The 21,258-nt window shown below is 65.2% G+C and carries 23 protein-coding genes; 15 read left to right on the forward strand and 8 right to left on the reverse strand.

Annotated elements, in window-relative coordinates:
• Positions 1 to 9 precede the first annotated feature (9 nt).
• Positions 10 to 195, reverse strand: a complete 186-nt coding sequence (locus ACIBI6_RS26670; protein WP_364353662.1) for a hypothetical protein — start codon at positions 193 to 195, stop codon at positions 10 to 12.
• Between the two features lie 208 nt (positions 196 to 403).
• On the opposite strand from ACIBI6_RS26670, the gene ACIBI6_RS26675 reads away from it, so the two are divergent.
• On the forward strand, positions 404 to 859 hold the full coding sequence (locus tag ACIBI6_RS26675; protein WP_396958231.1) for an SRPBCC family protein: 456 nt from the start codon (positions 404 to 406) through the stop codon (positions 857 to 859).
• Between the two features lie 222 nt (positions 860 to 1,081).
• Here ACIBI6_RS26675 and ACIBI6_RS26680 read toward each other — a convergent pair whose 3' ends face one another.
• A complete protein-coding gene (locus ACIBI6_RS26680) occupies positions 1,082 to 2,110 on the reverse strand; it encodes a beta-ketoacyl-ACP synthase III (RefSeq protein ID WP_364353656.1) in 1,029 nt (342 codons plus the stop codon).
• Positions 2,111 to 2,333: 223 nt separating this feature from the next.
• Here ACIBI6_RS26680 and ACIBI6_RS26685 point away from each other — a divergent pair, with 223 nt between their 5' ends.
• From ACIBI6_RS26685 to ACIBI6_RS26705, 5 genes are all read left to right on the forward strand, one after another.
• Positions 2,334 to 2,606 (forward strand): GlsB/YeaQ/YmgE family stress response membrane protein, encoded by a 273-nt coding sequence (locus tag ACIBI6_RS26685; RefSeq protein ID WP_364353653.1) that lies wholly within the window; start codon positions 2,334 to 2,336, stop codon positions 2,604 to 2,606.
• Between the two features lie 177 nt (positions 2,607 to 2,783).
• Complete coding sequence (locus ACIBI6_RS26690) at positions 2,784 to 3,506, forward strand: phosphatidylserine decarboxylase (protein WP_396958232.1); 723 nt, start codon at positions 2,784 to 2,786, stop codon at positions 3,504 to 3,506.
• Entirely contained in the window at positions 3,503 to 4,405 is a 903-nt protein-coding gene (locus ACIBI6_RS26695; protein WP_396958233.1) for a CDP-alcohol phosphatidyltransferase family protein, read from the forward strand. The genes ACIBI6_RS26690 and ACIBI6_RS26695 overlap by 4 nt, the downstream gene beginning before the upstream one ends.
• Positions 4,406 to 4,633: 228 nt before the next feature.
• Complete coding sequence (locus ACIBI6_RS26700) at positions 4,634 to 5,509, forward strand: RNA polymerase sigma-70 factor (protein ID WP_396958334.1); 876 nt, start codon at positions 4,634 to 4,636, stop codon at positions 5,507 to 5,509.
• Positions 5,510 to 5,622: 113 nt separating this feature from the next.
• A complete protein-coding gene (locus ACIBI6_RS26705; protein ID WP_396958234.1) occupies positions 5,623 to 6,360 on the forward strand; it encodes a Clp protease N-terminal domain-containing protein in 738 nt (245 codons plus the stop codon).
• 180 nt (positions 6,361 to 6,540) lie between these two features.
• On the opposite strand, the gene ACIBI6_RS26710 is transcribed toward ACIBI6_RS26705, so the two are convergent.
• A complete protein-coding gene (locus tag ACIBI6_RS26710; RefSeq protein ID WP_396958235.1) occupies positions 6,541 to 8,598 on the reverse strand; it encodes an NAD(+) synthase in 2,058 nt (685 codons plus the stop codon).
• A 44-nt stretch (positions 8,599 to 8,642) separates the two neighbouring features.
• Positions 8,643 to 9,317, reverse strand: a complete 675-nt coding sequence (locus ACIBI6_RS26715; protein WP_364353635.1) for a suppressor of fused domain protein — start codon at positions 9,315 to 9,317, stop codon at positions 8,643 to 8,645.
• Positions 9,318 to 9,477: 160 nt separating this feature from the next.
• Between ACIBI6_RS26715 and ACIBI6_RS26720 the strand changes: the two genes are divergently transcribed.
• Positions 9,478 to 9,777 (forward strand): hypothetical protein, encoded by a 300-nt coding sequence (locus tag ACIBI6_RS26720; RefSeq protein ID WP_364353632.1) that lies wholly within the window; start codon positions 9,478 to 9,480, stop codon positions 9,775 to 9,777.
• 224 nt (positions 9,778 to 10,001) lie between these two features.
• Positions 10,002 to 11,627 (forward strand): chaperonin GroEL, encoded by a 1,626-nt coding sequence (gene groL, locus ACIBI6_RS26725; RefSeq protein ID WP_364353629.1) that lies wholly within the window; start codon positions 10,002 to 10,004, stop codon positions 11,625 to 11,627.
• A gap of 261 nt (positions 11,628 to 11,888) precedes the next feature.
• Here groL and ACIBI6_RS26730 read toward each other — a convergent pair whose 3' ends face one another.
• Both ACIBI6_RS26730 and ACIBI6_RS26735 read right to left on the reverse strand, forming a co-directional pair.
• Complete coding sequence (locus tag ACIBI6_RS26730) at positions 11,889 to 12,911, reverse strand: DUF6585 family protein (protein WP_364353626.1); 1,023 nt, start codon at positions 12,909 to 12,911, stop codon at positions 11,889 to 11,891.
• Between the two features lie 218 nt (positions 12,912 to 13,129).
• Complete coding sequence (locus ACIBI6_RS26735) at positions 13,130 to 14,122, reverse strand: SMP-30/gluconolactonase/LRE family protein (RefSeq protein ID WP_396958236.1); 993 nt, start codon at positions 14,120 to 14,122, stop codon at positions 13,130 to 13,132.
• 123 nt (positions 14,123 to 14,245) lie between these two features.
• Here ACIBI6_RS26735 and ACIBI6_RS26740 point away from each other — a divergent pair, with 123 nt between their 5' ends.
• Complete coding sequence (locus tag ACIBI6_RS26740) at positions 14,246 to 14,704, forward strand: MarR family transcriptional regulator (protein WP_364353620.1); 459 nt, start codon at positions 14,246 to 14,248, stop codon at positions 14,702 to 14,704.
• A 40-nt stretch (positions 14,705 to 14,744) separates the two neighbouring features.
• Here ACIBI6_RS26740 and ACIBI6_RS26745 read toward each other — a convergent pair whose 3' ends face one another.
• Positions 14,745 to 15,926 carry an MFS transporter gene (locus tag ACIBI6_RS26745; protein ID WP_364353617.1) on the reverse strand — a complete coding sequence of 394 codons (1,182 nt, stop codon included), beginning with the start codon at positions 15,924 to 15,926 and terminating at the stop codon, positions 14,745 to 14,747.
• A gap of 46 nt (positions 15,927 to 15,972) precedes the next feature.
• On the opposite strand from ACIBI6_RS26745, the gene ACIBI6_RS26750 reads away from it, so the two are divergent.
• Positions 15,973 to 16,293: a helix-turn-helix transcriptional regulator gene (locus tag ACIBI6_RS26750; RefSeq protein WP_062983430.1), complete on the forward strand. Its 321-nt coding sequence runs from the start codon at positions 15,973 to 15,975 to the stop codon at positions 16,291 to 16,293.
• 422 nt (positions 16,294 to 16,715) lie between these two features.
• Here the strand turns inward: ACIBI6_RS26750 and ACIBI6_RS26755 are convergent, their stop codons facing one another.
• Positions 16,716 to 17,297, reverse strand: coding sequence for a TetR/AcrR family transcriptional regulator (locus ACIBI6_RS26755; protein ID WP_396958237.1), 582 nt, complete (start codon positions 17,295 to 17,297; stop codon positions 16,716 to 16,718).
• 144 nt (positions 17,298 to 17,441) lie between these two features.
• Here ACIBI6_RS26755 and ACIBI6_RS26760 point away from each other — a divergent pair, with 144 nt between their 5' ends.
• The 5 genes from ACIBI6_RS26760 to ACIBI6_RS26780 all read left to right on the forward strand — a co-directional run bounded on the left by ACIBI6_RS26760 (position 17,442) and on the right by ACIBI6_RS26780 (position 20,719).
• Positions 17,442 to 17,732, forward strand: coding sequence for a DUF2867 domain-containing protein (locus ACIBI6_RS26760; protein WP_364353610.1), 291 nt, complete (start codon positions 17,442 to 17,444; stop codon positions 17,730 to 17,732).
• A gap of 58 nt (positions 17,733 to 17,790) precedes the next feature.
• Positions 17,791 to 18,579, forward strand: a complete 789-nt coding sequence (locus ACIBI6_RS26765) for an HAD-IIA family hydrolase (RefSeq protein WP_396958238.1) — start codon at positions 17,791 to 17,793, stop codon at positions 18,577 to 18,579.
• A 233-nt stretch (positions 18,580 to 18,812) separates the two neighbouring features.
• A complete protein-coding gene (locus ACIBI6_RS26770) occupies positions 18,813 to 19,445 on the forward strand; it encodes a TetR/AcrR family transcriptional regulator (protein ID WP_364353604.1) in 633 nt (210 codons plus the stop codon).
• A gap of 30 nt (positions 19,446 to 19,475) precedes the next feature.
• Complete coding sequence (locus ACIBI6_RS26775) at positions 19,476 to 20,336, forward strand: alpha/beta fold hydrolase (protein ID WP_364353601.1); 861 nt, start codon at positions 19,476 to 19,478, stop codon at positions 20,334 to 20,336.
• A gap of 59 nt (positions 20,337 to 20,395) precedes the next feature.
• Positions 20,396 to 20,719: a nitroreductase/quinone reductase family protein gene (locus ACIBI6_RS26780; protein ID WP_396958239.1), complete on the forward strand. Its 324-nt coding sequence runs from the start codon at positions 20,396 to 20,398 to the stop codon at positions 20,717 to 20,719.
• The last annotated feature ends 539 nt before the right edge of the window (positions 20,720 to 21,258 follow it).

A 21,258-nucleotide genomic window follows, 5' to 3' on the forward strand; every position in this document is an offset into this window, starting at 1 on the left:
GAACGCTCGTCAAACGCGATGATCGCGCACCAGGTCGAGTTCGGTGGGCGTGAGCAGGCGTTCGAGTTGTTCGTCTATAGGGTGTGCGAAGCGTGGCGTGGAGATGTCTCGAGTTGCGGGTGTCTCGGGTGCGATGGCGGGAAGCAGCGGAACCTGATCCAGGTGGCGTCGATGTAAGAGCGAGCGCAGTTTCACGGCCGATCACCTCACGCTTGACGGAAAAGCTTGTGGCAGTGTCTGATGCTTCGTCTATCCGACATTGTGCGCGCGCCATTACAAAGCCGGGTGAACAAATCGCGAAAAAGTGACACATTTGTCTTCCAACAGCCGCCGACTAGGCTGTTTGCCGAACCGACAAGTCGTGCTAGACGGACATCCCTCACACAGTTCCTCGGAGGCAACGTTGCCGAAAAATATCGAAGCCACGATCGAGATCGCGGCACCGCCGGAACAGGTCTGGGCCGTTGTCGCCGATTTCAAGCGGATGCCGGAGTTCAGCCCGCAGTGCGTACGGATGCTCGCGCTCGGCACCCCGAAGGCGGGCACCTGGACGATCAACCTCAATACCGACGGCAAGAAATACTGGCCGACCACCGCGCGCATCGTGCGCTATGAGCCCAACCAGGCCTTCGCATTTCGGATCAACGAGAACCGCAGCATCTGGAGCTACACGCTGGAGCCGACCGATACCGGCACCCGGCTGATCGAACGCCGCGATGTGCCCAACGGCACCACCTGGTTCTCCCGCAAGTCCATCGATGCCGCGATGGGCGGCGAGGCGCTGTTCGAGGAAGAGCTCGAGCGCGGGATGAAGGTGACGCTCGACAAGATCAAGTCCGCGGTCGAGGCAGCCGCATAGGCCTCCGTTGTATCGCGAGCGTCGGGAACACCCTGTCGTGTTGATCGCAGGGCCCGTCAATCGTTGCCCTCGCACACCTTTCGTGCACCGACTCACCCCACGAAACGCCGCGTCCCAACCACGAAGGTATGCGAGAAGTAACTGCCCGGCAGGTCGACTCTAGGCAGGCGGCAGTTGTTGTTGCGGACCGAGACGGTGAAGGTCACCGGGGGCTGGGCTGGGTTACTGCCAGTTGGGCAGCGTCACGACCTGCGCGGCGTAGGACAGACCGGCACCGAAGGCGATCAGCAGCGCGGTATCGCCCGGCTTCGACTCACCTTTGCGCAGCAGCGCCTCCATGGCCAGCGGAATCGAGGCGGCCGAGGTATTTCCGGTCTCCTCGATGTCGTTGGCGAGTGCGCAGTGCTCGGGCAGCTTGAGCACCCGGGCCATGATCTCGATGATCCGGCCGTTGGCCTGGTGCGGGATCATCGCGTCCAGGTCGTCGGTGGATAGGCCCGCGCGATCGATGGCGTCGCGGCACACCTTCTCCAATGAATGTGCGGCCCAGCGGAATACCGCCGTACCCTCCATGGCGAGGTAGGGCCGCACCGCGTCCAGGCCCTTCTCCTCGATCTCTTCGAAGAATTCGATCCAGTCCTTGTCCTGTCGGATCGCGTGGTGCTGGGTGCCGTCCGACCCCCATACCGTCGGCCCGATGCGCTGCTCCTCGGATGGTCCGACCACCACCGCGCCCGCGCCGTCGGCGAACAGGAAGGCGGTCGCACGGTCCTTCGGATTGATGGTGTTGGTCAGCTTCTCGACGCCGATCACCAGCACATGTCCGGCGGTTCCGGCACGCACCAGATCCGAGGCCAGCGCGAGCGCGTGACAGAAGCCCGCGCATCCGGCCGAAATATCGAACGCCGCGGTGCCGTTCATGCCCAGCTCGGTCGCGATCTGCGGCGCGGCCGCAGGAGTCAGCAACAGGTGGGTGGAGGTGGCGACGATGACGCAGTCGACCTGATCGACTTCGACTCCCGCGGATTCCAGCGCGCCGCGGGAGGCCGCCACGCTCATGCTGTGAATCGTCTCTTCCTTGGAGGCGAAGCGCCGCGTTTTGATTCCGGAACGGGTGCGGATCCACTCGTCACTCGAGTCGATGGGTCCGGCCACCTCGTCGTTGGTGACGATTCGGGCGGGGCGGTAAACGCCGAGCCCGAGGATCGCCGTGTGCTCAGCCCCTGTTGTCTGGGCGATTCGAGCAGCCATGATGCGTCTCCTATGTACCTGCGGCGGCGCCGCCGGGTGCTACCCCGAAAGCAAAGATATGAGTCCCTCATCGGCCGGCCGCCTACGTCACCGTAGACATGAGGCCCCCTCATATTAGCCCGAGTCGCGCGTCTTGGGAGTGCGTATTCTCACATTTGGCGGGTATACCCCTGAAGCGCGCCCTGTGGTGCGGCGCTGACCCAACTAGTGATTCGAGGACACCATGCTCGGACTCGGGATAATCGGGTGGATCATCATCGGCGGTCTCGCCGGCTGGATCGCCAGCAAGATCATGAAGACGGATGCGCAACAGGGCATCCTACTCAACATCGTGGTCGGGGTGGTCGGTGGCCTATTAGGCGGATTCCTGCTCAAGGTGCTCGGCGTGGACGTCGAGGGCGGCGGACTCTGGTTCAGCTTCTTCACCTGCCTCGGTGGCGCGGTGATTCTGCTGTTCCTGGTGCGCTTGTTCACCGGCCGTAAAGCCATGAGCTGACAACTGTGTCGGATTTGTGGCGTTTGCGGGCCATCCGTGGTCACACGGGCTGCCTCCTCCGGGCCCGACGCAAACGCCGCAGTGCCACAGGCTCGGTTCCCGTAAGGTGTGAACGCTTGCGCCGGACCTATCGTTGAGGGGCGCAAACCGTCTGCATCGAGCACGAAAGAGGAGCCTGTGGCACGCCGTCCCACCCCGCCCGGCACGCCCGAAACGACCGGAGTCGGCCATGTCGTCGATCTGGTCCGGGCCGCGATTCCCCCACTGCATCCCGCCGGGCTGCCCTTCGTCGCGGCTCCACTCGCGGTGGCGGTAATCGGGGGTAAGCGCAAGTGGGTGCGCCGCACGGGGCTGTTGGCCGCCGCGGCCTGCGCAACCTTCTTCCGGCATCCGAACCGGGTGCCGCCGAATCGGGCGGGCGTGGTCGTCGCACCGGCCGACGGTGAGATCGCCCTGGTCGATACCGCGACTCCGCCCGCCGAACTGGGCCTCGGCGATGCGCCGCTGCCGCGCGTGAGCATCTTCCTTTCGGTGCTCGACGTGCACGTGCAGCGCACGCCCATCTCCGGCACCGTGCGCACCGTGCTGCACCAATCCGGTCAGTTCCGTTCGGCGGATCTGCCGGAGGCCAGTGCGGTGAACGAGCGCAACAGCATGGTCATCGATACCCCCGGTGGCGCACAGCTCGTGGTCGTGCAGATCGCGGGTCTCTTGGCGCGGCGCATCGTCTGTGACGCGCAGGCCGGCGACAAACTGACCATCGGCGACACCTACGGCCTGATCCGTTTCGGATCCCGGGTCGACACGTACTTCCCGGCGGGTACCGAACTACTCGTCGAACCCGGACAGCGCACGATCGGGGGCGAGACCGTGCTGGCCGTACTTGCCACCGACTCATGATGGAGCAGGCCCTGCCCACACCGCAGCGAAGGCGCCGGTCCATCCGGCTGTTGCCGAGCATCGTGACAATCATGGCGCTGTGCGCCGGATTGTCCGCGGTGAAATTCGCCCTGGACGACAAGCTCGACATCGCTCTGGCGATGGTGGGCGCGGCGGCCGTACTGGACACCCTCGACGGTCGGCTGGCCCGGATGCTCGACGCCACCACCAAGATCGGCGCCGAACTCGATTCGCTCTCCGACGCCATCTCCTTCGGTGTCGCGCCCGGTCTGGTGATCTACATCGCGCTGCTGGACAGCAACAGCGCGGGCTGGATCATCGCGCTGGTTTTCGCGGTGAGCATTGTGCTGCGCCTGGCCAGGTTCAACACCCTGCTCGACGACGACACTCGACCGGAGTGGTCGCGCGAGTATTTCGTCGGCGTGCCCGCTCCCGCGGCGGCGCTGATCGCGCTGGTGCCGATCGGGCTGTACGTGCAGTTCGGTGACGGCTGGTGGGTCGGCTACTACGAGGTCGCGGCCTGGACGATCTCCGCGGCGGCATTGGCGGTCAGCACGATTCCGACGCTGGCCATGAAGTCGGTATCGGTGGCGCCGCAGGCTGCGGCCGGGCTGCTGGTGCTGACCGCGCTCGCGGCCGCGGCGCTGATCACCTATCCGATCGTGCTGCTGCTGGTGCTGGTCGCGCTGTATCTCGGGCATATCCCGTTCGCCTGGCATTCGCAGCGCTGGGTGGCCGCGCGTCCGGAAACCTGGCAGCACAAGCCGTCCGAGCGGCGGGCGCAGCGGCGGGCACAGCGGCGACGGCCGGCGCTGCGGCGTCCGGTGATCCGCGGGGCGAGCCGCCTGCGGCTGCGTAGTCCGGGTAAGGAACATCGATTGGACGACCTGCACCACTGAGCCGTTGCGGGTTGCCAGGTATTCCTTTAGGAATCATCTAGGTCGCACGGGAATGCTGCAGTTATGAGCAGCGTTGCGGCACTTGGTGGTTTGGGATTCTGGGGATTCGATCTGGGTCGGGTTTTCGGTGGTGGCCGGACCATCGGATCGGCCGGCGAACTCTCGAAGGCCGGGAGGATCGCGACCGGTACCGTCATCTTCGGCGGCCGAGCACGGAAGAAGGTGGCGGTGGAACCGGACGGATTGCGCGAATTCCAGGCGCATCGCCCGCGTCTGTTCGCACTCGCCTATCGGATGCTCGGCTCCGCGTCCGAGGCCGAGGAGGCGGTCCAGGAGACCTACCTGCGCTGGGATGGCACCGACCGCAGCACGATTCGTTCGGTCGAGGCATGGCTGACCACCACGGTCGTGAATCTCTGCCGCACCTGGCTGGTTTCGGCGCGGGCGCGCCGCGAGACTTACGTCGGGCCCTGGTTGCCCGAGCCGGTGCCGACCGCGCGCGGTGAGCTCGGGCCGCTGGAGACGGTGGAGGAGCGTGAGCTGGTATCGCTGGCGCTGCTGACGGCATTGGAGCGGTTGAGCCCGATCGAGCGGGCGGTTTTCGTACTGCGCGAGGCGTTCGGATATGCCCACCGGGAGATCGCGGACATGCTCGCGGTGTCGGAGGCCAATTCGCAGCAGATCTTCCGCCGGGCCGGTATCCGGGTGCGCGAGGGGCGGCCGCGTTTCGATGTTCCTGCCGATCAGGCCCGCGAACTGATCGAACGCTCCCTGAAGGCGGCGCGGGTCGGCGATATCGAGGCCTTGGAGCGGCTGCTCGCGGCCGATGTCGTCTCGACCGCGGACGGTGGCGGTCAGGTCACCGCGGCGCGGCGGCCGATTGTCGGAGCTCCCGCGGTCGCGCGGTACGTGGCCGGACTTTTCCGCTGGGAAGTGCCGGGGATGGTGATGGCGCTGGAGGAGATCAACGGCGCGCTCGCGGTCGTCGTGCGATTGGCGGGGGAGCCCGCGCTGGTGGTCGGTGTGGACACCCTCGAGGATGTGGTGACCGCGCTGCGCTTGATCGTCAACCCGGAGAAGCTGACCCATATCGGGCGGGAGTGACGCGGGTCATTATCCGAGGCTGTCAGGGATCGGTCGGCTGTCCTCGGCGGCGCGTCCCTGAATATCGTCAACTATTGGTTGACGAGACCAGATCGTCAACTTATGGTTGACGCATGACAATCAACGTACGACTCGACGATCTGATCGAGGGCATCAAAAAGGCACGTCCGGACAATGTGCTCGACCAACTCTCTGATGCCGTGGTCACGGCCGGGCATTTCGGCGAAGTGGCCGATCATCTGATCGGTCACTTCGTAGATCAGGCCCGCCGCTCCGGCGCCTCGTGGACCGATATCGGCGCGAGCATGGGTGTCACCAAACAGGCGGCGCAGAAGCGGTTCGTGCCGAAGGGGCCGGGTGATCCGGCGGAAGCCGCGGCCATGGATCCCAGTGCGGGTTTCGCGAAGTTCACCCCGCGCGCACGGAAGATGGTGGTGGCCTCCCAGGAAGCGGCACGCACCTCCGGTCATCCGGAGATCGCCGTCGGACATCTGGTGCTGGCCCTGCTGTCCCAGCCGGAAGGCCTCGGGGCCCGGGAGATCATCGCCCAAGGGGTAAAACTCGATGCGGTCCGGGACGCGGCAACAGCCGCCATCGCCCAGCGGCCCGCCGACCCTGCGAATTTGCCCGCGCTCATTCCGTTCGGAGCCGAGACCAAGAAGGTGCTGGAACTGACCTTCCGTGAGGCACTTCGGTTGGGACACAACTACATCGGAACCGAACATGTTCTGCTCGCACTGCTCGAACAGGAGAACGGTTCTGGGATCCTTTCCGCTCTCGGCGTCGACAAGGCGAAAGCCGAAGCCGATCTGGCCGAACTGCTGTCGGTGATCGCCGCCGAGAAGTCATGAACGTCTGGGCCGCGTTCGTCGCCGGACGACGTCGAATTGCCTGGATAGTCCTCGGCATTCGATGCGCGCACGCGGCCAGGGCACGGCAGCGGCGGGCCATCCGATCGCGGGGGACGTCGGCGCGGCGCGCCTCACGGATACCGCTCGAATACCGTGCGCCCGTTGCGGCGTGACGGCGGTTCAGTGCTCCGGCACGTTGCGGGCGAGTTCGTCCAACCAGGCGGCGGCGGAGGCATCGCTCGGCGCACGCCAGTCGCCGCGGGGTGAAAGTGAGCCGCCCGAACCGACTTTCGGGGCATTGGGCAGGGTGGAGCGTTTGAACTGGCTGGTCTGGATGAAGCGGCGCAGGAATTCGGCGAGCCAGTGTTTGATGGTCGGCAGGTCGTAGGTGTTGCGCTGGTCGGCCGGAATGAGGTCCGGCCAGCTGCCGCGCTCGAGCTCGGACCAAGCGTGTCGGGCCAGGTAGGCGACCCGGCTCGGGCGGTAGCCGAAGCGCAGCAGGTAGTAGAGGTGGAAGTCCTGCAGTTCATAGGGGCCGACGGTGGCCTCGGAGCTCTGGCCCGGGGTAGTGGAATCGTGGCTGGGCACCAGCTCCGGCGAGATCTCGGTTTGCAGAATAGATGACAGCACGCGGCTTGCCTCGGCGCCGAACTGATGGGTATCGACCGCCCAGGCGATCAGATATTTGATCAGTGTTTTGGGGACCGAGGCGTTCACGCTGTAGTGCGCCATATGGTCGCCGACGCCGAAAGTGCACCAGCCCAAGGCGAGTTCACTGAGATCGCCGGTGCCGACCACGAGTGCGTTGTGCTGGTTGGCGAGTCGGAACAGATGCGAGGTGCGCTCGCCCGCCTGCACGTTCTCGTAGGTCACGTCGTACTGCGCGATACCTTCGGCAGCAGGATGATTCAGGTCGCGCAGCATCTGGTTAGCGGATGGGCGGATATCGATCTCCTGCGCGGTCACGCCGAGTGCGTCCATCAGTGCGTGCGCGTCGGTGCGGGTTCGGGTGCTGGTCGCGAAGCCGGGCATGGTGTAGGCCAGTACATTTGTGCGCGGCAGTCCGAGCCGGTCCATGGTTTTGGCCGCGACGATCAGTGCCTGGGTGGAGTCCAGTCCGCCGGAGACGCCGATGACCAACCGCTGACTGCCGGTCGCGCGCAAGCGGGTGCTCAGACCCTCGACCTGGATGTGATGCACCTCGGCGCAGCGTTCGTTGCGGGCGACCGGATCGCTGGGAACGTAAGGGAACCGCTGGATTTCGCGGCGCAAGGCAATGACGCTCGTCGGAATAGGCAACTCCACTTCGATGCGCCGCAGCCGTAGCAGACGGTCGCGGTGATCGTGCACATTGTCGGCGAAACTGGTGGTGCGGATGCGATCCGCGGCCAGCCGCTGCAGATCGAGATCGGCGGTGATCAACTGGGGGTGGTCGGAAAACCGCTCGCCCTCGGCGAGCAGGTCGCCGTTCTCGCATACCAGTGCCTGTCCGTCCCAGGCCATATCGGTAGTCGATTCGCCGTGTCCCGCAGCCGAATATAGATATGCGGCCAGATAACGCGCGGAATGTGAGGTGCACAACGCGCGCCGGTAGTCGGCCTTGCCGATGACGATATTGCTCGCCGACAGATTGACCAGCACCGTCGCACCGGCCAGTGCGGCATACCCACTGGGCGGCAACGGAACCCAGCCGTCTTCGCAGATCTCCAGGTGGAATACGAAGCCGTCGAGATTGGTCGCGGTGAACAACAGGTCGGAACCGAACGGCACTCGCTGACCGGCGATCGTGATGTGATCGTCCAAGGTCTCACGCGCCGCCGCGAATTGGCGCTTCTCGTAGAACTCGCGGTAGTTCGGCAGATAGCTCTTCGGCGCGGTCCCGAGTACCTTGCCGCGGCATACCGCGATCGCGCAGTTGAACAGCCGACCCTGGGTCCGCACCGGCGCACCGACCAACAGCACCGTGTCGATTTCCCTGCTCGCCGCGACTATCTGCTTGATTGCCGTGCCGACCGCATCATCGAGCGCGTCCTGGTGGAACAGATCGTCGGCGGTGTAGCTGGCGAGTCCGAGTTCGGGAAAGACCGTCAGCACGACGCCGTCGGCGGCCGCTTTCCGAGCGAGCTCGAGTGTCTGCTCGACATTGAACGCGGGATCGGCGACCCGGATCCGCGGCACCGCGACCGCCACCCGTGCGAACCCGTGCCGATAGAGCGAGTTGAACGGCAGTGCGGGCACGGGCGTCCCCTTTCGGGATCGTTGATCTTCCTGCACTTCGAAATTTACGCCCGCCCGCGCAGACCCCCGCCCCAGCGCGGCCATTTCGCCTTCGTCTTCGGCTCCTCCATGAGCGGGCCGCGTTCGATATCGGTGACCAACAGCGGCAGCCGCGGCGCGAGGACGTCGAGCACGGCCTGGGTGTGACCGCCCTGCGCGGCCCGGTACTCCGGTATGGTCAGGCCGACGATCTGCAGGAACTGCACCCGCCCGTGCGGTGTGTCGATGGCGCCGAGCTCCGGGTCGACGGCGAAGGCCACGGCCTGGATATCCGAATCCGGATGGTCCGCGGCGATCGGACCGTTCGACTTGATGGTGTGGCCGGGTGCGAACCAATTCCCGGACTGGAACACATACCGGGCCAGATTCTGCAGGAAGTTCGCGGGCCAGACCGGCGGTTTCTCGTCGGCCGGGGTGCGCAGTAGCCGGAAGGTGAATTCGAATCCCCAGCCCGATTCGTCGGGGCTATCCCATTCCTTCTCGTACAGCTCGGTCATGCCGTAGCTGATGTAGTGCCAGTGTGGGACCGGTTCGGTGCGCGGATAAGCGCTGATGCCGTCCAGCGGATCGGGCCCGCCGAGCGACCAGGGGACCCCCGTCCCCCAATGGCTGGGTGCGGTGTCGTGGTACAGCTGTTCCAACGCGGCGTCGATAGCGTTCCAGCCGGGACTTTCACTCACCTGGACACCATAAGGTCGGCGCCGATCATGCGCCGCGCCACATGGATAGTCATTGGCGAGCAGCCATTTGCCGGTCGCGCGATCCGGGGCGGCGCGGCGGATTCCGGACTGGTCGGCCTGTCGGGAAAGGGCTGTTCCGCCGCACCGGTAAGCTATAGCAATGGCGGATGAGATGGATTCCGACCTGGTTGCGGGGGAACGACGCGCTGATCTCGAGCGTGCGCTGACCTATGTCTCCACCGAATCGCAGCCCGATGGCAGCTACATCATCAACGGCGACCTGCCGCCCGATGTCGCGCCACCGTTCATTCGGGCGATCATGCGGGTGGAGGCGGAGTTGCTGCTGAACGACGCCGAACTCGTAACGGTCGATGAGGGTGAACCACGCACGCCCGAGGAGCGCCGGGCCGATGCGTTCGTCGCACTGATACTCCGGGTGGACGACCGCAGCTCGGCCTGAGTCGGGGCTGAGCTGCGCGGCGGACCTTGCACTCGACACCCCTGAGTGCTAAAAAGGGCTTGGCACTCTCGACGTGTGAGTGCCAGGTCGGGACGGTGAGACCGGGTTCCATCGACACCCTCGGTCGTCCGTCGCGGGCACCGAACCTGGCCAGCGTAAATGGGACGATCCAACCTGCGATCGTCCTGTGTGTCAGCCATATACATGTGGAGGATCTCAACGCAATGGCCAAGACAATTGCGTACGACGAAGAGGCCCGTCGCGGCCTCGAGCGGGGCCTGAACGCCCTCGCCGACGCGGTCAAGGTGACGCTGGGCCCCAAGGGGCGCAACGTTGTCCTGGAGAAGAAGTGGGGCGCCCCCACGATCACCAACGATGGTGTTTCCATCGCCAAGGAGATCGAGCTGGAGGACCCGTACGAGAAGATCGGCGCCGAGCTGGTCAAGGAAGTCGCCAAGAAGACCGACGACGTCGCGGGCGACGGCACCACCACCGCCACCGTGCTCGCCCAGGCGCTCGTACGTGAGGGTCTGCGCAACGTCGCCGCCGGCGCCAACCCGCTGGGCCTGAAGCGCGGCATCGAGAAGGCCGTCGAGGCCGTCACGACTCGCCTGCTCGCCTCGGCCAAGGAGATCGACACCAAGGAGCAGATCGCTGCTACCGCGGGCATCTCGGCCGGCGACTCGTCCATCGGTGAGCTCATCGCCGAGGCCATGGACAAGGTCGGCAAGGAAGGCGTCATCACCGTCGAGGAGAGCAACACCTTCGGGCTCCAGCTGGAGCTCACCGAGGGTATGCGCTTCGACAAGGGCTACATCTCGGGTTACTTCGTGACCGACCCGGAGCGTCAGGAAGCGGTCCTCGAGGATCCGTACATCCTGCTCGTCGGTTCCAAGGTTTCCACCGTCAAGGACCTGCTGCCGCTGCTGGAGAAGGTCATCCAGGCCGGTAAGCCGCTGCTGATCATCGCCGAGGACGTCGAGGGCGAGGCCCTGTCGACCCTGGTCGTGAACAAGATCCGCGGCACCTTCAAGTCCGTTGCCGTCAAGGCGCCGGGCTTCGGTGACCGTCGCAAGGCGCAGCTCGCCGATATCGCCATCCTGACCGGTGGCGAGGTCATCAGCGAAGAGGTCGGCCTGTCCCTGGAGACCGCCGGCATCGAGCTGCTCGGCCAGGCTCGCAAGGTCGTCATCACCAAGGACGAGACCACCATCGTCGAGGGCGCGGGTGACGCGGAGGCCATCAAGGGCCGCGTCGCGCAGATCCGCACCGAGATCGAGAACTCGGACTCGGACTACGACCGGGAGAAGCTGCAGGAGCGTCTGGCCAAGCTGGCCGGCGGTGTCGCGGTGATCAAGGCCGGTGCCGCGACCGAGGTCGAGCTCAAGGAGCGCAAGCACCGCATCGAGGATGCCGTGCGCAACGCCAAGGCCGCCGTCGAGGAGGGCATCGTCGCCGGTGGTGGCGTGGCCCTGCTGCAGTCGGCTCCGGCGCTGGACGACCTGAAGCTGACCGGTGACGAGGCGACCGGTGCGAACATCGTGCGCGTCGCGCTGTCGGCTCCGCTGAAGCAGATCGCCTTCAACGCGGGCCTCGAGCCCGGCGTTGTCGCCGAGAAGGTCTCGAACCTGCCGGCGGGCCACGGCCTGAACGCCGACTCGGGCGAGTACCAGGACCTGTTGGCGGCAGGTGTCGCCGACCCGGTCAAGGTCACCCGTTCGGCCCTGCAGAACGCGGCCTCCATCGCGGCCCTGTTCCTCACCACCGAGGCCGTCGTCGCCGACAAGCCGGAAAAGGCCGCCGCTCCCGCTGGCGACCCGACCGGTGGCATGGGTGGCATGGACTTCTGAGTCCCGCCCCCCAGCACCACTTCTAGACCCGAAGGCCGGTCCACCAATGGTGGACCGGCCTTCGGTCTATCTGAACGGCAGCCTTGGTCTGGCGGAAGTTCTAAGGGCGCTGTGGGTTTGCCTGCGGGTTGTGTGTGGGTGGTTATCGGAGGGGGGATTTCGATTTCGCCGCTGCTATTCGACAGCGTTGAACGGAATGGCGATAGCGAGCGGATCAAAGCACTGTAGCTACCGATTCGGTGGAAGGTATTGGGGCGGGGGCTATTTCGATGGGGCCATCGGCTGCTTTGCGGGTGCCGTTGGTCGTTGGGTTGGGGGTTCGATTTGTTGATCGGCGGATGTCTCGGGAGCATTGCCGACCATTGGATCGGAGTCGATTACCGGCGTGGGTGGGTGGGGTTCGACTACCAGCGTGCGTTGATCGGGTTCGACGGCCGGTGTGATGGCGGGCAGTTCGGGATCCGCTGGTTCGATCGCGGCCGATTCTGCTGCGGCGGCCAGGCGTAAACGTTCGGCGAGTTCGTTGAAGATGTAGAAGTTGGGGATCTGGCCGACGGGGGTGAGCGAGACCCAGTTGCCGTCTACCTTCATGCGGACCAAACCGCTTCGGGCGTCGATCAATTGGATCTGTTCCCAGGCGTAGGCCCGGCTGCGGAAATAGAGTGCGGCCAGGTCGAGGGCGATTTCGCCGAAATGGACGGTCGCACCGTCATCGATGGCGGCCACGGCACGGGGGAGTTGGGCCAGGGTGACGGCCGATTGGATGGCCCTGCCCCATTCACGCGCCTCGCCGAACAGGGTGTCGTCGAATGCGGCCTCGGCGCCGTCGGGGCCCGACATCCGCAGTGAGTACTCGGTGTGGGCGGAATTCTGGAAAGGGATGACCTGTTGGCGCACTTCGGCACTGTTCCAGCGGAATCCGGCCACCTGCTCCCCCGAGCGATACACGGTCATGCCGAATTCGAATAGATCCAGCCGAGCCGTGCGGTGCCGACGATTGCGCCGCCCACGGAAGAATGCCAAGGACGCGGGCACCAGGGCGAGCAGACCGATCGCGAGCGCACCGGGATATGCCCCGACCGTCACACAGATAACTCCGACCGCCGCGAACCCGCCCGCGACGATCCCGTAGCCGCGCACGAGGCTGTCGCTCGCCGGCGCCGGTAGAAACGTCTGTCGGTGCGTGCCGAGCTTCTGATATTCGGCCATCAAGTGGATCAGCTGCGACAGTGGAACCTTTTGTAGGCCGCCGGTTCCGACATCGCCATGGCTCGGAGTGGTCAATTGTCCCTCCATGAGGCGGTTTTCCTCCGCGGCGAAGCGTATGACACTCGACCGAAGGTCGCCACCCCAGCCTCGTGCCCGGTCAGTCGGCCGAGCTTACGTCATCGCGACGGCATACCCGCGATGAGTGCGCGCGTTTCGTTGTGATTTAGATCAAGTCGTCATGCGGTGAATAAGCCGATGGCCGGTCCGCTGAACGGACCGGCCGCGCGACGGGATCAGAATCCGTCGACCGTCAGGACGGCGAACGGCATGGTCGGGGTGCCCGGTCCCATCGGCCCGCCCTTATCGAATTGGGAAGAGACCACTAGCGTCCGATCATTGCTGCGCACCAATGTGGTGGGAATTCGCAGGGATTCGTCGGTGATTTTGCGTTCCAGTTCGACGGTCGCGCCATCGTCGGTGATCTTCCAGCGGGTAATGGCGTTGCTGGCATTCTGGGCCGCCCACAGCGTGCTGCCGTGCAATTCCAGTCCGTCACCGTGTTTCAGATCGGCGCCGTGCATGGTCACCCGGCGAATCGGGGCCGGCGAATTCGCCGCGGCCGCAACGCGATACAGCTCACCGGAGTTCATGTCAACGATCAGCAGATAGCGACCGGAATCGTCGGACGCGATGCCGTTCAAGGTAAACGCGTCCGGCGCATGCGGGCTGATGCTGGTGCTCAGGTCGAATTGTGCTGTCAAATCGGCCTTTCCGCCGTGTGCCGCGATGACCTGCTCCGGGGTGACCCGGTAGACGACCGGTCGCAGGCTGTCGGTCAGATATGCGCTGCCGTCCGGTGTGATGGCCAGATCATTGACCAGCCTCGGTCCGGTGCCGGTGACATCGAAGCGGGCGATCAGCGCACGGCTGCCGGTGTCGTACACCGCGACTCCGGCCGTCGAGTCGATAACCCACAGTCGCCCCGCCGCATCGACTTTCAGTCCATTCGCGGTCTTGCGGCCGTCGGCCCCCTCGGGCAAGAAGATTTCGGCCCGTGTGGCACCGGGTGTCGCGCGGTAGACGGCGCCGTTGGCGTATGAGCCGACGTAGGTGTCACCGGTGCGCGGATCGACGGCGATGCCCTCCGGATAGACGCGATCACCGGGCAGTTCGTAGGCGGTGCTGATGTGGATGGCTGGTTGGCTCACGGCCTCCGTCGCCGTACCGCATGCCGCGACTGCGGTGCAGGCAATGGCGATGGCCATGGACGAGATGGTGCGGAACATGCTCGTGGCTCCTGGTAGTCGAACATCCAGATGTGTTCACATCTTGGAACGTGCACGAACATATATTAGAACTCTAATCAACGTCAAGGCTCTAACGAGCAGACGGGCAGTTACCATGCGGATATGACGTCCATGCACTCCTCCGAGCGCCTCGGCTCGTATCTCAAGCGCGCCGAACAGGCCCTCAACTCGGCGAAGAGCGCGGCGCTCAAACCGGCGGGCCTCACTGTTCCCCAGTACGGGGCCCTGCTGTTCCTCATCGAAAACCCGGGTATCAACGCCGCCGCGCTGGCCCGGCTGTGCGGGGTGACCCCGCCGACCATGAATACGATCCTGACCAATCTCCAGGACCGCGGCCTCATCGAGCGCACCCCGCACGCCTGGCACAAGAACGTCCTGGAGACCCGCCTCACCGAAGCGGGCGCGGCGCTCGCGCAAGAGGCGGACGCGAGTGCCGTGCGCGTGGAACGCGCATTGGCCGACGAATTCACCGAGGCCGAACACGCCGCGCTGCGCGAACTGCTCACCCGCTGCGCCGACCTGCTCGACTCCATTCGCCCCGAATCCGCGCCGAAAAAATAGCTCCCGGATCGACCCGGGAGCCATTGGGATACAGGCGATTTCACACCGCGGCGACTACCGCCGTTTCGGTGTGGGCCGGTCGGCGCAAGGTCGCGACGCCGAGTGTGAGGGCGAGGAAGCCGACCGCGGCCGAGGTCCACGGGAGCCAGCTCGCGCCCGACGAATCCAGCACCGTGCCGCCCAGCAGCGAACCGATGCCGCTGCCGAGGTAGATGGCAGAGCCGTTGAGTCCGAGCGCGACGGTCGGCGCGTCGTGCGCAATGGCGAAGAGTCGGAACTGTTGCGGGATGAGGATCGCGGATCCGAAGAGACCGGTCAGGCCGAGTACCGCGAAGACCGCCCAGTTGGCGTGGGTGGCCGGGCCGAGCAGGAGCAGGCCGATGAGGCTGCCGACGAGTCCGATGGTCAGCGTACGGGCCGGGCCGAAGCGGTCTACAGCTCTGCCGGCCTGCGAGTTGCCGATGACCTGACCGATACCCATGACCAGCAGCAGCCAGGCGAGTTGCCCCTGCGGCACCGATGGTGCGATGACGACCGGCAGGTAGACGATGGTCGTATAGCCCGCGGTCATCTGCAGTGTCGTCACCAGCAGAACCCGCAGTACGGCGGGCCGGGCGAGCACGCCGACGCGATCGCGCAATCCGGTGCTCGGCAAGGTGACCCGCGGCAGCAGCACCACGAGCGCGGCCGCGATGGCGCCGCCCACGGCAATCGCCCAGAGCACGCCGCGCCATCCGATCCAGCGCTCCACGAAGATACCGATCGGCACGCCCGCGACGGCGGACAGCGTGATTCCGGCGGTGACGACCGATAGTGCGCGGCCTCGGTACGCATCGTCGGCGACCACCCCGGCCACGGCGAAGGCATTGGCCTGGAACGCCGCCGCGCCGATCGCGGCAATGATGCGCGCCCAGGCCATCACCGAAAAGTCCTGCGCCGCAGCCTGTCCGATCATGCCGAGGACGAAGAGAACCGCACCACCGCCCAATACCCAACGCCGGTCCCAGGATCCGGTGGCGGCCGCGATGACCGGTGAGGCGATGGCGTAGGTCCAGGCGAACATGGTGGTGAGCAGGCCCGCGGTGGCCACCGAAACGTCCAAATCGCGGGCGATGAGCGGGAGCATGCCATTGAGCACGAAACCGTCGGTACCCAGCACGAAGGTGCCGACGGCGAGCGGAATCAGGGACCGATACAGATTGTTCGATGATTGTCGAAGCATCTTATGATGCTGAGATATAATTCGATGGTTGTCAAACGATCGGAGGATGAACGTGCGTCAGCTACCGCAGCCGAGCACCGGCGACCTGGACCTGATCCGGGTGCTCAGCGCCATCGCCGATCCGATCCGGCTGGAGCTGATTCGTGCGCTCGCGGGGGTCCGCGAGCCGCTCAGCTGCGCCATCGACAAATTCGATGTCGAAATCACTGCCGCGACCGCATCACATCACTGGAAGGTGCTGCGCGACGCGGGTGTCACGACCACCTACGTTTCCGGCCGCAACCGGCTCGTCGAACTGCGGCGCGACGATCTGGACGAGCGTTTTCCAGGCCTGCTCGATGCGATCATCAACGGCTCGCAATCCTGACCGGGCAATCGTTCACTCAAACCGGGTCTCGGTGAGCCGAGGTGCCCGCTGTCTGCGTCCGTTGAGCGGTTCAAACGCCCCAAAAGTATTGGCTTTACGGGCGGTCCCGTAGCGGGTGCACTTGGGGTGAAGACTCGAACGTCACTCAGGGGTGGGGGCAATGGACGGAATCTTTGTCGTGATCGGTGTCCTGGCGCTGTACGGCACGATCACGATCATCCATTACGCGAACCGTGGCAGTCGGGGGCGCCGCAACCGCCGCAGACGAAATCGATGGGCCGCGGGCAGTGGTGGTGGCAATGGAGGCGGCGGTGGTTGCGGCGGCGGCTCGAGTTGTGGCGGTGGATCCAGCTGCGGCGGCGGCTCGGGCTGCGGGGGCGGCGGCTGTGGTGGCGGCGGTGGTTGCGGCGGCGGCAGCTGATTCAGCGCCGTTTCGGTAGCAGACTCTCGAATGCGCTGTCCACCAACGCTCTTCGCTGTGCTTCGGTGCTCGGGAGGGTGTCGGGGGAGACGCGGGCCAGTTGGTTGAAACCGTGGTAAATGCTCACGGCGACAACTGCTCTGGTCCGCGCCTGCGCGGTGGTCAGTCCGAGTTCACGCAGGAGTTCCGCGACGTATTCGATGCGTCGGTCCGCGACTCGGCGCAATGTCGCGGCGACCGGCGGCTGGTCCGCCGAGGCTAGTAGGGCCAATTCGATGCGTCCGGTGGCCGCGTAATCGATGACCTGGGCGAAGAGTCGATGCAACCGCTCGGCCGGGTCTGTCTCGCCGGCGATCTCGGCGATCACATCGTCGGTGCTGCGCTGCTCCCAGCGCGCCAGCGCCGCATCGATGAGGGCCGCGCGGTCCTTGAAATGCCAGTAGAAGCTGCCCTTGGTGGTGCCGAGCCGCTTGGCGATGGGCTCGACGGACACCGCCGCCAGACCGCCCTCCGCCAGCGCGTCCAGTGCGGCCTGTGCCCAATCGTCGGCGCTGAGCCGTGCCTTCGCATCCCCTTGTGCCATTCCCATACGCTACCGTATGGTTAATCCATACGCTCCCGTATGGGATATCGGAGGAATGCAATGCCGACTTATGAGATTCCCGAACGAGCCACCCTGGCGCGCTCGCCGGGAATCGATTGGGATTACATTGATTCCCATGTAATAGTGCTGCCGTCCGGCGCTCCTATCGATCCGCGGGAATGGACCCGAAAGATATTCTTCGGCAAGCCTTTTCCCGATCGCGAAAGCGACGAGCATGAGCACGTGACCGCCGATGCGATGACGGTTCTCGACTTTGTCGTCTCTGTTCTCGTCGACGACGGCACGGTCACCATCACGTCTCTGGTCAAGTATCGAAATCGCTGGGGCCGAAGGTATTTCGCCATTGTGCGGCCATTTCACCGTCGGCTCGTGCCATGGATGCTCGCGCGCGCCGCCCGCAGTTTCGCCCGCTGACGCGCCGTATCGAACAGATGCGGCGGACGACTCCCTTCGACAGTCGTAGGCTGAACCCATGTCTGGCGACATACGCGGTGTGCTCTACGACATCGACGGTGTGCTGGTGACCTCATGGCACGAGATCGACGGCGCGGTCGAGGCCGTGCGCCGCGTGCGCGAAAGTGGTTTGCGCCGAAGGTTTCTCACTAACACCACCTCCCGGACCTGCGACGAGATCGCCGAGCGGCTGCGGGAAGCCGGATTCGATGTCGATACCGCGGAGATCGTCACCGCCGCCCGGCTCACCGGCGAATACGTGGGCCGCCGCTACCCGAATGCGGCAGTGTGGGTGCTCAATCATGGCGATATCGAGGCCGACCTCGCCGAGCTGACTCTCGACGACGAAAATCCGGACGTCATCGTAATCGGCGGCGCCGGTGCGGAATTCACGCATGATGCGCTGAGCAGGGTGGCGGAGCTGATGCTGGACGGTATACCGGTCGTCGCGATGCACGGCGGCCTGACTTGGGCTACCGATACCGGGCTCCGCATCGATGCGGGCGCATACCTGCCGGGTCTGGAGGCGGCGGGCAATGCCGAGATCGCGGTGGTCGGCAAGCCCGCGGCGGCCGGATTCCGAACCTGTGCCGACCTCATGGGCCTCGATCCGGTCGAGGTGCTGATGATCGGCGACGATCTGCATTCCGATGTACTCGCTGCCCAACGGGTCGGTATGACCGGAGTTCTGGTGCGCACCGGCAAATTCCGGCCCGCCGTTCTGGCGACGGCTTCGGCCACACCGGATCACGTCATCGATTCCGTCGCGGAACTGCCCGCGTTGATGAAAGGTCTGTCGAAAGAATAATTCTAAAAAAGTCCTTCAAAATACTTTCGGCGTGCCGAACCTCTCGACATCCTCCGATGTGGCAAACAATCAGTGACAACCCTTGTAGGGGTAGTTAGATCGGATAGCAGCCTCCCGTAAGCGCAATAGCAACCGCGCGGCCAACTTTCGGCTAACGCCTGTTTCGCCGAAGGTTGAGACGAACAGCCCGATCCATGACGAGGGGATCGGGCCCTTCGGTATTGTCTGCCCCAATGTCACAGGATGCGAATACGGGACGAATGTATGCCGGGCAACCCGTAGAGGACCGGCAACGTCAGCGGCGTGCGCGTTTTCTGGAATCGGGCCTGACGGTCTTCGCGCGCGATGGCTACGCCAATAGTTCGGTCGGCGCTATCTGTAAGGACGCGGGACTCTCCTCGAGGCAGTTCTATGAGGAGTTCACTGGCCGCGAATCCCTCCTACTCGAGCTCTACGAGCAGATCGATAAGGAATCGCGCGAAGCGGTGACCGCCGCCCTGGAGAAGAAATCCGACGCGACCGCGCTGGAGATCATCGTTGCCGCGGTGCGCGCTTACGTCGAATCCATCGGCTCCGATCCGCGCAAGGCGCGGGTGGCGCTGGTAGAGGTCGTCGGCGCCGGGCCGAAGGTGGAGAAGTTCCGGCTGGAGCTGCGTCGCGTCTGGGGTTCGCTACTAGCCAGCGCCGCGGAGGATGCCGCCTTGCACGGCGAAATCCCAACGGGCGACTACGAGATGCGGGTGCTGGCCATAATCGGCGCGGTCAACTACGTGGTGGATTCGTGGAGCGGCTCGGACCCGCGACCACCACTGGACGACGTGATCCGAGTGCTCAGCCGCGTGATCATGGGTGCGGTCGGCGCGTAGTTCCGCCAGCCGTCGGCTAGCGTGCGCTGTATGGAGACCGTTCCAATCCAGATGCCGGACGGCACCACCGTACCGGTGCGGCTGTTCGCGGCGACCGGTGCGCATCGGCATCCAGTGCGCCCGGATGCGCCGCGTCCGGTGGTGGTGATGGTGCCCGGCCTCGGTGTTCCGGCCGGGTACTACGAACCGTTCGCCCAGGCGCTGGCCGCGCGCGGCTTCGATGTCGCGATCGGTGAGCTGCGCGGCGTGGGTGACAGTCGTCCGCGTCCGAGCGCCGCGAGCACGTTCGGCTACCACGAACTGGCCTCGGTCGACTTCCCGGCGATCTTCTCGGTGGTGCGCGACCGATTCCCGGACAGCACCCCGTATCTGCTCGGTCACAGCATGGGCGGCCAACTCGCGGTGCTGTACGCGTCGCGGATCCGCGGCCGCTTGGGCGGGCTGATCCTGATCGCCTCCGGCACCCCGTATCACCGCGGGTTCCGGGGCATTTCGGGTCCGGGCATGCTGGTCGGCACCGCGGCCATGTCGCTGACTGCCAATCTGACCGGCTTCTGGCCCGGCGACCGGATCTCGCTCGGCGGCTTCGGACGCCAGTCGAAGGTGCTGATGTCGGACTGGGCGCGGCTGGCCCGCACCGGCCGCTTCGCGCCGGTCGATGCGGATATCGACTACGAGGAGCGGATCGCCAGACTGAAGCTGCCGGTGCTGTCGATCACCATGACCGGCGACGATCTCGCGCCCAGCAGTTCGGCCGCCCACCTGCTGGCCAAGATGCCCAAGGCCGAGGTGACCACCTGGGTGCAACCGGAACCGTTGGGGCACAACGGTTGGATCCGTCAATACAGCAGCACGGTCGATCAACTGGAGAAGTGGCTGCGGGACCGCTGATCGGACGACCGCGCGCCTTCAACGAAGCGCAATCCCCCAACCCGTCCTAGGCTGTGTTTGTGTCGAATGAGCAACGGCGGCAACTACATCTGGATGTCATCGCGGAATTCCGCGCCAATGCGGGAAAGGTCGGCGGACAGTTCGCGAACATACCGCTGCTCCTGCTTATCACCACCGGTGCCCGCACCGGCGAACCCCGCACCTGGCCGCTGGCATATCAGCGCGACGGCGACCGGGTAGTGGTCTACGCCGCCAACGGTGGGCGGCCGAATCGTCCGGGGTGGTACCACAATCTGACGGCGCATCCCGAAGCCGTCGTAGAGGTCGGTACCGAATCTTGGCCGTTAGTAGCATCTTTCGCGGAAGGCGATGAGCAGCAATAACTTTGGGACAGCAAGCTGGTGGACGTACCATTCCTCGCCGACTTCCAGGCCAAGGTGTCATGGCAGATCCCGGCGGTCATCCTGGCCTCTACCAACGGCGATTCTTAGGCGCGGCTGGAACAAGGACTGAATCCTGTCGTTCGGACCCAACGGGTAACCAAGCCGATGACGCCACGGTTCGTCATGCGGCGGCAAATTGACAGTTCCAAAGTGCCTCCAGGGAGCGGGTAACATCAAACCAGCGCTGACACAAGCGAAGTCAAACAGCTCGACCTTCGTCTCGGGTGTCGTTGAGTATCCCGCAACCGGGTTGACGCGCTGCGAAGTCGGGTGTCACACGCGGGGCGGCCAGTTCCAGCAGCCGGGCGTCGGCGCATCGGCGCCCCGAACGACGGCCTTGTTGGACCAGCCGTTCGGATAGAACACGCACAGGTCAACGTAATCGGCGCCCGTATGGCCCAGGCCGCCTGCTGCGGTGATGATGGCAGCGGCGGTCTCGGACGGATGCTCGTCGCCGGGCGTGCCCTAGATCTGATAGT

Origin of the sequence: Nocardia sp. NPDC050412 (genome assembly GCF_044458825.1) — a bacterium.
Lineage (GTDB): Bacteria > Actinomycetota > Actinomycetes > Mycobacteriales > Mycobacteriaceae > Nocardia.